The organism is Aquimarina acroporae (genome assembly GCF_023195925.1).
Taxonomy (GTDB): Bacteria; Bacteroidota; Bacteroidia; order Flavobacteriales; family Flavobacteriaceae; genus Aquimarina; species Aquimarina acroporae.
Map to the genome: position 1 here is coordinate 79,742 of NZ_JALPRE010000016.1, position 14,127 is coordinate 93,868.

8 protein-coding genes are annotated in these 14,127 nt (G+C 35.1%); 1 reads left to right on the forward strand and 7 read right to left on the reverse strand.

All coding sequences use genetic code 11. The annotated features are described in order from the left end of the window. Positions 1–404 precede the first annotated feature (404 nt). The 6 genes from secDF to gyrB all read right to left on the reverse strand — a co-directional run bounded on the left by secDF (position 405) and on the right by gyrB (position 10,573). Entirely contained in the window at positions 405–3,425 is a 3,021-nt protein-coding gene (gene secDF, locus M0D21_RS20140; RefSeq protein WP_248332847.1) for a protein translocase subunit SecDF, read from the reverse strand. Between the two features lie 202 nt (positions 3,426–3,627). Beyond that, entirely contained in the window at positions 3,628–4,245 is a 618-nt protein-coding gene (locus tag M0D21_RS20145; protein ID WP_248332849.1) for a hypothetical protein, read from the reverse strand. Between the two features lie 73 nt (positions 4,246–4,318). After that, positions 4,319–5,245 carry a malate dehydrogenase gene (mdh, locus tag M0D21_RS20150; RefSeq protein WP_248332851.1) on the reverse strand — a complete coding sequence of 309 codons (927 nt, stop codon included), beginning with the start codon at positions 5,243–5,245 and terminating at the stop codon, positions 4,319–4,321. Between the two features lie 109 nt (positions 5,246–5,354). Further along, a complete protein-coding gene (locus M0D21_RS20155) occupies positions 5,355–6,353 on the reverse strand; it encodes a DUF6588 family protein (protein WP_248332853.1) in 999 nt (332 codons plus the stop codon). Positions 6,354–6,490: 137 nt separating this feature from the next. After that, positions 6,491–8,395 (reverse strand): outer membrane protein assembly factor BamB family protein, encoded by a 1,905-nt coding sequence (locus tag M0D21_RS20160; RefSeq protein ID WP_248332855.1) that lies wholly within the window; start codon positions 8,393–8,395, stop codon positions 6,491–6,493. Between the two features lie 237 nt (positions 8,396–8,632). Then, the gene (gyrB, locus tag M0D21_RS20165; RefSeq protein ID WP_248332857.1) at positions 8,633–10,573 is read right to left on the reverse strand and encodes a DNA topoisomerase (ATP-hydrolyzing) subunit B; all 1,941 of its coding nucleotides are present in this window, start codon (positions 10,571–10,573) and stop codon (positions 8,633–8,635) included. Between the two features lie 423 nt (positions 10,574–10,996). On the opposite strand from gyrB, the gene M0D21_RS20170 reads away from it, so the two are divergent. Continuing rightward, positions 10,997–12,163 (forward strand): M12 family metallopeptidase, encoded by a 1,167-nt coding sequence (locus M0D21_RS20170; RefSeq protein WP_248332859.1) that lies wholly within the window; start codon positions 10,997–10,999, stop codon positions 12,161–12,163. A 111-nt stretch (positions 12,164–12,274) separates the two neighbouring features. Here M0D21_RS20170 and asnB read toward each other — a convergent pair whose 3' ends face one another. Then, entirely contained in the window at positions 12,275–13,960 is a 1,686-nt protein-coding gene (gene asnB, locus M0D21_RS20175) for an asparagine synthase B (RefSeq protein WP_248332861.1), read from the reverse strand. Positions 13,961–14,127: the final 167 nt, after the last annotated feature.

Below are 14,127 nucleotides of genomic sequence, written 5' to 3' on the forward strand. Positions count from 1 at the left end.
TGTGTTAAAATAAATAATAGGTAATCTCTGCAACCAAGAGCTACCACTATCTATTCCAAAAACAAGTTAACCTACTAGAATGTTTCCCTTTTCTCTCTATTATATGTGGGGTAAAACAAAAAGGGAGAGATACCCCTTTTTATTGATAATAATTGTTTATGCGATCAACGAAAATTTAAAGTTGTTGTAGTTGCTACGAAACAAATACTCCGTAATAAAAATTTAAAATTTCATCAAGTTTTAACGATAATCTTGCCTAATTTATAAAATAATAGCGCATAAAAACTCCTTAAACCCAACGCAAACGATTTCGTGTTGATAAATAAAAACAAGAAGAAATAAGGTAAAATAAAAAGGCTCGTATTTGTCAATACGAGCCTTTTTAATATATATAATAGAATATACTATTCTTCTTCTGGCTTCTTCTTTTCTTTAAGACCTACTTTGCTAACAGTATCATGCATAATCGGTGTTGCGATGAACAACGATGAATATGTACCTACTAGCACCCCTATGATTAATGAGAACATAAATCCTCTAAGAGGAACAGCAAAAATAAATATCGCAATCAATACTAACAAGGTAGTTAAAGAGGTATTTAATGTACGACTCAACGTACTATTTAAAGCTCCGTTTACATTTTTATCAAGTGGCCATCCTGTATGTTCCTGGAAGAACTCACGTATTCTATCGAACACTACCACGGTATCATTCAGAGAGTAACCTATTACCGTTAATATCGCAGCAATAAATGCCTGATCGATTTCCATGTTAAAAGGCATAAATTTCCATGTTAAAGAGAATATACCAAGTACAATTAATACATCATGGAATACCGCAGCCACAGCACCTAAACTAAACTGCCATCTTCTAAATCGTAATAAAATATACAAGAATACTACAATAAGTGATCCCAATACCGACCAGAAAGCAGCTTGTTTAATATCGTCTGCAATGGTAGGACCAACCTTCATAGAGCGCATAATCCCTACTTGCTTATCTTCATCTCCGTTTGCAAATTCATCATATGTTAACCCTTCTGTTAGATAAGGCTTTAATGCTTCAAATAACTTATTTGATATTTCTTGATCTACCGCTTCACCAGTTTCATTTACTTTATATTTAGTAGTGATTTTTAACTGGTTATTTGCTCCCAAAGTTTTTGCCTGAGCACTTTCAAAAACAGCAACTAAATCTTTTTCTACAGTAGATGGTACAACATCCTTAGCAAAACGAACTGTATAATTTCTACCTCCAACGAAATCTACACCATAGTCTAAACTATTTGTAAACAATGAACCAACACCGGCAAGAATGATTATACCTGAAATAACATAAGCTATTTTTCTCTTTTTCAAGAAATTGATATTCACATTCTTAAATAAATTCTTAGTAGCTCCTGTAGAGAAGGCTAATTCTTTTCCATTTTTACCATATCCATCGATAAACAATCTAGTTACAAAAATTGCAGTAAACAATGAAGTAAGAATACCTATTAACAATGTAGTAGCAAAACCTTTAATTGGTCCTGTACCAATGGTTAATAAAATAAGACCTGTTAGACCTGTTGTAATATTAGCATCTAGAATAGAAGACAACGCATTATTAAATCCATCTTTAATCGCATCTACCTGAGATTTACCTTTTGCTAATTCTTCTCGAATACGCTCAAATATTAACACATTGGCATCAACAGACATACCGATCGTTAATACAATACCTGCGATACCAGGAAGTGTAAGTACTGCCTTCAGACCTGCTAATACTCCAAAAATAAATAAGATGTTTACCACTAATGCCACATCGGCAAAAGCACCAGCCTTACCATAGTAGAATATCATCCATATTAGTATCAATACCAATGCAATAGCAAAAGACATGATACCACTATCGATAGCCTCTTGTCCTAAAGACGGACCTACTACCTCACTCTGAATAATATCTGCCGAAGCTGGTAACTTACCTGCTCTTAAAACGTTTGCTAAATCTTGTCCTTCTTCTATAGTAAAATCACCGGTGATTTCACTTCTACCTCCACTAATAGCTCCAGTAGTTACACCTGGCGCTGAGTATACAACATCATCTAGTACAATAGCGATTTGACTTCTTTGACTAAAAGCACGACCAGTCATTTCTTCCCATTTCTTCGCTCCTTTACCATCCATTTGCATGGTAACTGTAACTTTACCTAGTTGGTTATATTCCTGTCTTGCATCAGTAATTACACCTCCACTTAGTTCTGGTGTATTGTCTCTATTTCCTTTTATCGCATATAGATCTAAAATATCTGAATCTTTAACCGGCTTCCCTAGAGCAAATTTCACATATCTTAATTCTTGTGGTAGCAAAGCTCTTACTTCTGGATCGTTAAGATAGGCCATCATTTGGTCTGCGTTCTTCTTTTGTAAAGAAAGAATGACCGGACCACCTTGACCACCTTGACCAGCCATTAGGTCAAAGATTGGGTTTACTTGCTCTGCGACATCTGTAGAATCGTCTGCATCTTCTAATAAATCTTCGATTGCTGCATCAGCATCAGATTTTGTAGTATCTACCTGTGTAGAATCTTCTACTACTTCACTTACTTCTTCTACTTCTGTTTTTGCATCTTCTTTTGTTTTTTCTAATCTTTCTTTTAACAAGTTATTTGCCGAAAACAAGAAAGAAAAAACTTCTTCTGCTTTATATACATCCCAAAACTCTAATTGAGCAGTACTTTGTAATAATGATTTTACACGATCAACATCTTTAGCTCCTGGTAATTCTACCAAAATACGTCCAGACTCTCCTAAACGTTGAATATTAGGTTGGGTAACCCCAAATTTATCGATACGTTTACGCAATACTTCAAAAGCAGACGTTACTGATTCGTCTATTTTTCTTCGCAATACAGGCTTTACGATATCGTTGGTCATATCATAAGTAATATCATCACTTAAGTTTTTGTTTGCAAAAATGTCTGGCGAAGCTAATTTTGCATCTGGAATTTTTTCAAACTCTGTAAAGAAATCTTCGATATATGTATTCTGACTATTCTTCTGCACCTCATCTGTAGCTAACAAGGCTTGATTAAAAGATGGGTCTTTAGAATTATTTGCTAGTCCTTTCAAAATGTCTTTAACAGAGATTTGAAGAATTACATTAATTCCTCCTTTAAGGTCAAGACCTTTATTAAGCTCTTTGTTTTTAGCTTCATTGTAAGTGATACCAGCAAAAATCTCTTCTTTACCTATAGAGTCTAAGTAAACTCCTTCTGCTACTTCTCTTAACTTTGAGTAGTTTCCTACGCTTTCTGGATATTTCTGAATCGCGTAATTTTCAGCCTCTTTTTCTTTTGTGTACGTCAAGTAGGTATACGATAATTGGTACACACATACCAATCCGAATAAAATCGCAAATAACCTGACAAGTCCTTTGTTTTGCATTATGAATTTATTTGGGTCAAACCTACAACTAGATCAGCTTTGGTTTGACTATGATTATTGATTATTAAAATTGATGTATTTCGATTATATGAATGATACAATCTCATAGATAAAGATCAAACATTTCAAGAAACGCACTTGATATGCTTCACCTTAAAAACGATGTAATTTTTGGAATATGATATTTAAAAAAGCTATTCCTTTAAGAATTTGGTCCAGCTCTTACTTCTGGAATTTTATGAGAGTCATGGTTAATAGCTAAGACAATATATCTATTTACCTTTTGAGCAGCCTTATTAACATCGTGTAATCTATCGATACTATAGTTAGCAGCAAACTCATATACATTTGGATTAGATTTTACACTCTGCTCTTGTTTTACTTCTATAACAAGAGTACCGTTAAAATCTGAATCGGCGTCACCACCTTGCTGAATTTCGTATACATTGAGGCTAAACTCTTTCGAATCCTGATCTTCTGGTGTATTTTGCTTGTCCTCGTCCTGGTCAAACAATATATGACTAAGTGCGACCTGAGAATCTGAGAGTATACTTTTTACAAAAGAAACATCTTCATTGCTGTAGTAGGTAATTTTGAGTGTACCATTTTCTACATCGTCAGAAATTTTGGTGTTCTTCACACCTATCGATTGTAGCTTTTGTTTTACTGTAGCAATAGTATATTGAATCTCTGAAGAAGCAATATCTCTATTCGTAAATTCAAGTACAATCTCTTGATTAGGCACAACGGTTTGTTGCTGAGCCACTACAAGTAGTGCCAGCATCGTTATAAAAATACCGAAGTACCATTTTTTGTTCATGTGGCAAATATAAAAAAATAAAAGCTGCAACAAAGCAGCTTTTATTATTATCATTATTTATGTTAAAATAGAACTATAATTCTAATAGCCCATTAGTTTTCTTAACACCTTCTGCACTTTCAGTTAATTTAGCTTTTTCAGCATCGCTTAGCGCTATTTCAACTACTTTTTCAATTCCATTTCTACCTAATACTACAGGAGCACCAATACAAATATCATTTAAACCATACTCTCCTTCAAGATATGTTGAACAAGGGAAAATCTTTTTCTGATCACAAGCAATTGCTTGAACCAATCCAGATACTGCCGCACCAGGAGCATACCATGCAGATGTTCCTAACAATTTAGTTAGAGTTGCACCTCCAACTTTAGTATCTGCAGCAACTTGCTCTAATCTTTCTTCTGAAATAAATTCTGATACAGGAACACTATTTCTAGTAGCCAATCTTGTTAAAGGCACCATTCCTTTATCACTGTGACCTCCTATTACCATACCATCAACATCAGAAATTGGAGCCTCTAATGCTTCGGCCAATCTATATTTAAAACGAGCACTATCTAAAGCACCACCCATACCTATAATTCTGTTTTTAGGAAGATCTGTAGTTTTGTGCACCAAGTATGTCATCGTATCCATAGGATTACTAACTACGATAATAATAGCATTTGGAGAATGCTCGATTAAACTTGCAGATACAGTTTTAACTATACCAGCGTTTATACCGATAAGCTCTTCACGAGTCATTCCCGGTTTACGAGGAATTCCTGAAGTAATTACAGCAATATCACTCCCTGCAGTTTTGGCATAATCTCCAGTTGTTCCCGTAATCTTTGTATCAAAACCATTTAAGGAAGCCGTTTGCATTAAGTCCATCGCTTTACCTTCTGCATACCCCTCTTTGATATCTAACAACACTACCTCTGAAGCAAAATTTTTGATCGCTATATATTCGGCACAACTTGCACCAACTGCACCAGCTCCTACTACTGTAACTTTCATTATTTTATATGTATTTTAATTAATGATTAATTCCTCGCATTAAATTGATTTTAATGCCAGCGCGAAAATACGAATTCTTTAATGAATTAGTTAACAAATAAATGGTAAATTACCACCCAAAACGCAGTCCAAGAGAAAGGTTACTAAAATTCTGTAGTGTATAATCTAAATTCGCGTTAAACACCCCAAATTTTACTCTGGCACCAATAGTTGCTTTCACTCCTCTTGTTTTAGTTTTTACGCTTATAGGATCGGTCACTGTAGATGCAAAAGGACCATTTTGGATTTGGTAAGTTCCCAAAAGATCGGCATTATTTGAACCAAAATAATACCCTAACCCTCCATAGAAATTGAGTATGGGTAATTTGGTAGAAAAAATACTGGTAAGTAACCATGAATTTGAATTTAATTCTACCTCCTGATCTGTACCGGGAACCGCAGACGCTCCATTAAGATCGTAAAACCCCTTAACATTAGTATAGCCTAACAAAGCAGATATTCTAACCGGCCATCTCTTTACACCATAAGCCCAATCGGTAAATTCGTGTTGAAAAGCCACACCATACAATTGAATTTCGGCATCTTCTACAGCCTTGATTCTGGGTAAAAAACGTAGTTTAATTTCTGTACTTTTAATTAATCCCATAGAACCTTGCAAAAACCCTCCTGGTACAGAATTTATTTCGGCTGTACCGATCCCATCTGGCAAAATTACTTCTAATTCTGAAGCCTGACCTTCATTAATAATTACGGTTACATCGCCCTGATTGGTTCCAAGAGCTGTAGCTACCGATTGCGTTGCAGTACCATTGGGCAATGTGATGTTTTCATACTCTGGTGTTCTAAACAAAAAACTTTGTTTATCTTCTCTTACAAATGCCACATTACCAACAAAGCCTACTTCAAAATGCCATAATTTTTTAGTTTTTGCAGTAGAATACCACCCATTAGACATATTGTTAATCAATGCTTCTCCAGCAGGAGCAAAGTAATCTTCACTGAACCTTTGTGCATTTTCGATACCGATTTCTAGGATTTGATCTATATCGGTTTGTGCAGGACACACATAGCCAAAAAAACATATAACTAAGAAGGTAATTTTTTTCATTGATTCGGGTTTATAGGCATTGCAATATATAAAAAAACGCATAAACGCTTTATGTAGTATATAAACCAAAAGATTGTCAAAAGTAAAAAGGTGTGTCTAGCGACACACCTTTTTATATGTTTATCTATACTTCAAGACTATTGATAGTCAAAAATATTAAGCGTCTTTCCTTTTGAATAGAATACTCTTTTCTCTACCTCATCTACGTGGTAGTTTGGCTTATTATCTTCAAAAGTAAACTTATCTTTTTCTTCTCCTCCATCTTTAGTCACTTGCACTAAGTATTTAGTTTCGGCATCATCTTTAGTAAAGTAAAATGCATAGTCTTTGGTATCTGCAGAACCATCATATCTGTTAGGGTTATACAAAGCAGAAGATGCCATTCCTGCATATGCACCTGCTTGGTATTGGTTTGCTCCTTTTTTAGCTTGGTTAAAACCACCTGTTCCCGGAGGTCTTACTCCTGAAACGGTTTCAGCTACTCCAGATGTTGCTCCAACACCAGCGTTATAAACTCCTGCTACCTGATAAGCAGCTCCAGCAGCACCTACTAGTCCAGAAGCTACATTTAACAATTTACGTCCTGTTTCACCAGGTTGCGGGTAATATTTGGTTTTCTTAACCTTTCCATCTTTACCTACGATCGCAAATTCCCAAGAGCTACTTAAGAAATAGTTATCTCCTCTAACTTCTAGTTTATTAAAATCTTTATGTTTTTTAAGCTCTAATTTTTGGCTATTATCTTTCCCCCATCCTTTATCTGGATTTAGTAGGTATAATTTTTTACCATCAAGAACAATTACATTTTTCTCTTTCTCGTCATAAGCGATTCTGGTTTCTTCGTCTACACCAAATTTCCAAACCGCTTTTTTCAAACCGTCTTCGTAGTATGCAATTCTATATGGAGTAGCAATAATACTTCCTTTTGAATATCTAAATTCGTCATAAGTATCATCTTCTCCTACTTCAGCTAAGAAATCATTACCATTAAACTGAGGTTTTTTCCAAACCTTCTTACCTACTTCATCTACCAGCATTTTTCTTGCTCCGTAGTATACCATATATCCTTCAGCAACTTTTTCTACTTCATTGGTTCTTCTTTTTTCGAAGTCTTTTTTCCAAAGTTTTTCACCTGTTTTATAGTCGTATAAGCTACCTGCTTTTTCGTGCATAACGAATAACTTACCATCTACTTCTTGCTCAAACATAAATCCTTCGTCTAACTTCATAGGTTTTTTCCATGCCTTACTTCCGTCTGCAGAATTGAAAGCATAAATTTTATCACCTAATGCAGCTAATTTACTCAAGTTCATTGTTAAAGCTGCACCCATCATTGATCCAAGACCTCCTCCAGCTGCTTCTACCGCATAGATTACATCTTTTGATGGATTAAGGAAGATTTTTCCGATCTTCTCTTCTTCATTTAAAATAACACTTCCGTCTTGCCCATTAAGGATAAACAAATTTGATCCTATAGAGAACGCTACATTATTACTTTTATCAACAATCACATTATCAATGCTGCCACGTTTTTTAAGCGTAAGATCTGTTTTCCACGAAATCGCATTAGATTTTAAAGAAACTAGAAATGCTTTGTTCTGTGTCTTTTCTTCTGTAGTACATTGAAAAACGAATGATTCTAGTTCTGGTATTATCTGAAAAGATTTAATATTCTTATATCCTTCCTTTTCTTTATCCAGAATCACCTTACCATCTCTAGTATCTACCAAAAGATTAGAAACAATAATGTAAGGAGAAAACGGAACCATTTCATAATTAGACTGATCAGCTTGTATCGCTCCTCCTAAAAGAGAAATACGATCACCTTTAACTTCCCAGATCTTAGTTCCTTTGTCGGCATCAATTCCTGCAACAGTTTTATCTGTTAAAACAATAGGAACAGCAGAGAACTCGTGAAAAAATAACTCTTCGATTTTACCATCAAAGCTCACTTGTTTATCTGCGCTACGCTGAGCAAAGATTGCATTACTAGCAACAAATAACACTGCCAGTAATGAAAGTTTAGATAAATGTAGTTTCATTTGTAAATAATTTAAATTTTTGAGGGATTGCAACTCTAATTGAGAAAGAAAAGAATTTCGAGAATTTTTATATGTATAAACATTCTCGATCAGTTTCAAAAAACTTAAGTAGTTCTTATTCATAAGTAATATGAGGCTTCTAATCTTGTTAGAGTTTTGTTAACAGTTCGCTAATTTAGTGTAAAAAAAAGAATCCGCCATAAATATGACGGATTCTTAATAAATTCTTAAAGAATTTTATGCATCTATATTCGCATAAACTGCATTTTTCTCTATAAATTCTCGTCTTGGTGGCACTTCATCACCCATAAGCATAGAGAATATTCGATCGGCTTCTGTAAGATTATCAATACTTACTTGTCGCAGTGTTCTATATTCTGGATTCATGGTAGTATCCCAAAGCTGTTCTGCATTCATCTCTCCAAGACCCTTATAACGTTGTATTTTCGAATTCTCACCAAACTCTCTTACAATTTGATCTCGCTGATCATCATTCCATGCGTATTGCTTTTTAGCGCCTTTTTTCACTAAGTATAAAGGCGGTGCCGCTATATATATGTGTCCAGCTTCAATAAGCTCTTTCATATATCTAAAGAAGAAAGTTAAAATTAGTGTTGAAATGTGACTACCATCTACATCGGCATCACACATAATTACGATTTTATGGTATCGTAGTTTTGAAAGGTTTAGCGCCTTACTATCTTCTTCAGTACCAATAGTCACTCCCAAAGCTGTAAAAATGTTTTTGATTTCTTCATTTTCAAAAACTTTGTGGTGCATTGCTTTCTCTACATTCAATATTTTCCCTCGTAATGGTAAAATCGCTTGAAAGTTACGATCTCTTCCTTGTTTTGCAGTTCCGCCTGCAGAATCTCCCTCTACAAGGAACACTTCGCACAATGCTGGATCTTGCTCAGAACAATCTGAAAGTTTACCAGGCAATCCTCCAATGCTCATTACACTTTTACGTTGAACCATTTCACGTGCTTTTTTGGCAGCGTGACGCGCTTGAGCAGCAAGAATTACTTTTTGAACAATGGTTTTTGCATCATTAGGATTTTCCTCTAAATAGTTCTCTAACATTTCAGAAACCGCCTGAGAAACCGCAGAAGTCACCTCACGGTTACCTAACTTAGTTTTGGTTTGCCCTTCGAATTGAGGCTCTGCAACTTTTACCGAAACGATAGCTGTTAGCCCTTCTCTAAAATCATCTCCAGAAATTTCGAATTTCAATTTATCAAGCATTCCTGAAGCATCTGCATATTTCTTTAGTGTAGATGTAAGACCTCTTCTAAAACCTGAAAGATGTGTACCTCCTTCATGAGTGTTGATATTATTTACATACGAATGAAGGTTCTCAGCATAAGAATCATTATAGATCATAGCAACTTCTACCGGGATATTATTCTTTTCTCCTTCCATAGAAATTACATCTCCAATAATCGAACTACGGCTAGCATCAAGAAATCTTACAAATTCTTTTAATCCTTCTTGAGAATGAAAAGTCTCAGAAACATTATTCCCTTCCTCATCTTGATGACGCTTATCGGTCAAGGTAATTGTTATTCCTTTATTAAGATATGCCAACTCACGCATACGACTAGCTAGCGTATCATAATTATACTCCAGGGTCTGTTGAAAGATCGTTGGGTCTGGTCTAAACGTAACTATAGTACCATTAAAATCTGTATCACCGGTTGATTTTACAGGATATAATGGTTTCCCTCTTTCATATTCCTGCTCCCACACTTTACCATCTTTATGCACAATAGCATGCAAATGATCTGATAATGCATTTACACAAGATACTCCAACACCATGAAGTCCCCCAGATACTTTATAAGAATCTTTATCAAATTTACCTCCAGCACCAATTTTGGTCATTACCACCTCAAGAGCCGAAACACCTTCTTTTTTATGTATCCCTACAGGTATTCCACGACCATTATCCTTTGTAGTAATAGAGTTATCTTCATTAATAGTAACTTCTATGCTATCACAATGTCCTGCTAAAGCTTCATCAATAGAATTATCTACAACTTCATACACCAAATGGTGTAATCCTCTAACTCCTACATCTCCAATATACATCGATGGACGCATACGTACGTGCTCCATTCCTTCTAATGCCTGAATACTATCGGCAGAATAATTATTTTTCTTTTGTTCTTCGCTCATAAACCAGCTTTATTATTATGATAATTTTGGTTAACGAACAAAGATAAAAAAACACCGAAAGGATAAAAGGGTTTTCTCTAAGATGATTTAAAGAGTTATCAACAATTAGTTAAGAATAATACCAGGAAAAGAAAAAAAGCTCTTAAAAACGATAAAAACGACCTTAAACGCGTTTTATAATAATTTTAATATTTCTTCTTTCAGAAAAAGAATCTCTAAAAACGCTTAAAAACAAACTCGCTATTTTTTCAAAATTTCTATTCACTTTACGCTTACTAGTCAATCTCTTACGAATTCTCAAGCCTTATGAATAATTAACATTTTTTAGTTCTTTTTTAACTTCTTCAATTGTACTAACAAAGTTAATCAATGAGTTATTCACCGCGTAACGAAAACACGAAAACTCATAATTAAAACTTTAAAATGAAAACACAAAATCTGATGAATTTAGCAAAAGCTACCACACTTAGTCTTGGGTTATTTTTTGCTTCATGTTCAAACGAAAGCTTTGATGAAGTTCCTGATCAAACAGGAGAAACACCTAATTTAATCGAAAAATTCTTTCTGGGAGAATCTATTGAGGTAGAGGATGTAGGCAAAGGAATTTACCGACATGGTGATATCTTATTTAGCTCAGAACAATTGACTGATGAGTCTATTAATTTTGACAAAAAACCTATTCCGGGAGAAGTTGATGCCAAACTAGGTCTTGAAGGTGGAGTAAGAAAATGGCCTAATAACACTATTATTTATGTATTAGACAACAGCTTAACTAGCAATCAAAGACAAGTTACCGAAAGTTCTATGCAAGAATGGAGGACCAAAACCAATATTAGGTTCAAAGAAAGAACCAATGAAAATTATTATGTAACTATTAGAAACAGTGGAAGAGACTGTAACTGTGCTTCTGCCAGCCTGGGAGTTCAAGGCACTCGAGGTACTATTAATATGGGTATTAGAACGGGTACTGGAGTTATGATTCATGAGATAGGACATACGCTAGGTTATCTTCATGAGCAAAATCGTAGTGATAGAGATCAATTTGTCAATATTTTTCCAGAGAATATTCAAGATGGTGCGCTTAGTCAATTCAGAAAAAGTAACAACTCGATCAACCCAGGAGCCTTTGACGTAGCCTCCATAATGATCTACAGCAGTTTTACCTTTAGTAAAAATGGACAACCTGTTATGTTAGAAAAAGATGGTAGCCGTATTCCGTTTAGAAGCAGATTATCTGCGTTGGATATTTCTGGAACAAATCAACTTTACCCTACTGGAGATGGCGGTGGCGACGGTGGAGGAAATACCGATATCTGTGAAGGAGTAGATGAATGGGTAAGCGGAAGACAATACAATGTTGGAGATAAAGTGACGTATCAAGGATCTTTATATGAAAGAGATTTTACAAGATGGAATCGCATTGGAGAATGTGAAACTACAACTCCCCCACCAGCTGACATTTGCGACGGAGTATCCCCTTACAGTAGAAGCAGAAGCTATGCTCCAGGAGACAAGGTAACATACCAAGGATATTTGTTTGAATTGCAGAACAACTTTAGATGGTTAAATAGCGGTAGATGCGGAAGCTAAATACCAAAGTACATACAAACTACTACAATAAAACCCTGAGAAACTTTTTCTCAGGGTTTTAAAATCTCAATTAAACTCAACTTCAGCTAATAAATAAACTGATTTCTTCAATTATATTACTTCTTCAAAAGACTCATAAGCCTCCTCGTGAACATTGGCCACTGCTCTTCCACTTGGATCATTCATATTCTTGAATGCTTCATCCCATTCTAGTGCAATTTTGGTACTACATGCAACAGAAGGTTCTTGTGGCACACTTAACGCAGCTGCATCACTTGGAAAATGACTTTCGAATATTGATCTATAATAAAATTCTTCTTTGTTTTGCGGAGTCTGTATTGGAAATCTGAAATGCGCATTAGCCATTTGTTCATCAGACACCTCTTTCTCCACAACTTCTTTTAACGTATCTATCCAGCTATATCCTACTCCATCAGAAAACTGTTCTTTCTGTCTCCACGCTACACTCTCTGGTAAATACGATTCGAACGCCTTACGAATCACCCATTTCTCCATGCGCTCACCATTAATCATTTTGTCTTTAGGGTTTATTCTCATCGCAACATCCATAAACTCTTTATCGAGAAAAGGAACTCTACCTTCGATACCCCAAGCTGCTAAAGATTTATTAGCTCTCAAACAGTCATACATATGTAATTTATCAAGTTTACGCACGGTTTCATCGTGAAACTCTTGTGCACTTGGAGCTTTGTGAAAGTATAAATACCCTCCAAATATTTCATCTGCTCCTTCACCAGAAAGCACCATTTTCACTCCCATTGACTTAATTACCCTTGCCATCAAATACATTGGAGTAGACGCTCTAATTGTAGTGATATCATAGGTTTCAAGGTTATAAATAACATCTTTTATAGCATCTAACCCTTCTTGTATTGTAAATTTTATTTCATGGTGCACCGTTCCAATATGATCTGCTACTTTTTGTGCCGCTGCCAAATCTGGAGATCCTTCTAATCCAACAGAAAATGAATGAAGCCTAGGCCACCAAGCTGCATCTGCATCATCAGATTCTATTCGCTTATCTGCATATTTCTTTGCAATAGCAGAAGTAACAGAAGAATCTAACCCTCCTGACAACAGCACCCCATAAGGAACATCAGACATCAACTGTCTATGCACTGCTGCTTCAAGCGCATCTCTAAGCTCATCTATACTGGTCTGATTTTCCTTTACCGCTTCATAATCTGCCCAATCTCTTACATACCATTTTTTCAACTCCTGATCTTTACTATATAAATAATGACCTGGAGAAAACAATTCTATTTTTGTACATACTCCTTCAAGAGATTTTAACTCAGATCCCACATAAAAAGTACCATTTTTATCCCATCCCATATACAATGGAATAATTCCCATATGATCTCTAGCTATTAAATATACATCTTTTTCGACATCATATAAAGCAAAAGCAAAGATCCCATTTAACTCGTCAAGAAAGTTTGGTCCTTTTTCTTGGTAAAGCGCAAGAATAACTTCACAATCAGAATCTGTCTGAAAATTATACTTCCCTTCAAATTGCTTACGCAATTCTCTATGATTATAAATCTCTCCATTAGCCGCTAATACCAATTTTTTATCTTCACTAAAAAGAGGTTGCTTACCCGAAACAGGATCTACAATAGCTAATCTTTCGTGAGCCAATATCGCCTTGGCATCAGAATAAATACCGCTCCAATCTGGTCCTCTATGACGAATTTTTTTTGACATCTCCAATAATTGAGGTCTTAATACCTCTGCATCTTGCTTTAAATCAAAAGCACAAACAATTCCGCACATATTTTTCTTTTTCTATTAATTGAGAAATCAAATATGGTCCTATAATTACAAAAACGAAATAAAAAAACAAATATTAATTACATTTTAAAACCTAAAAAGACATATTTAAGCAAAATATGAAACTTAAAACTTATTATTGAAGGAATATGCTATCAATGTGTTATCTT

What these genes read in the sequence shown, in the direction of transcription:
- M0D21_RS20155 (WP_248332853.1), bottom strand. Translation starts at nt 6,353, where the DNA reads ATGAAAAAAATTACCTTCTTAGTTATATGTTTTTTTGGCTATGTGTGT.
- gyrB (WP_248332857.1), bottom strand. Translation starts at nt 10,573, where the DNA reads ATGAGCGAAGAACAAAAGAAAAATAATTATTCTGCCGATAGTATTCAG.
- M0D21_RS20170 (WP_248332859.1), top strand. Translation starts at nt 10,997, where the DNA reads ATGAAAACACAAAATCTGATGAATTTAGCAAAAGCTACCACACTTAGT.
- M0D21_RS20145 (WP_248332849.1), bottom strand. Translation starts at nt 4,245, where the DNA reads ATGAACAAAAAATGGTACTTCGGTATTTTTATAACGATGCTGGCACTA.
- mdh (WP_248332851.1), bottom strand. Translation starts at nt 5,245, where the DNA reads ATGAAAGTTACAGTAGTAGGAGCTGGTGCAGTTGGTGCAAGTTGTGCC.
- secDF (WP_248332847.1), bottom strand. Translation starts at nt 3,425, where the DNA reads ATGCAAAACAAAGGACTTGTCAGGTTATTTGCGATTTTATTCGGATTG.
- asnB (WP_248332861.1), bottom strand. Translation starts at nt 13,960, where the DNA reads ATGTGCGGAATTGTTTGTGCTTTTGATTTAAAGCAAGATGCAGAGGTA.
- M0D21_RS20160 (WP_248332855.1), bottom strand. Translation starts at nt 8,395, where the DNA reads ATGAAACTACATTTATCTAAACTTTCATTACTGGCAGTGTTATTTGTT.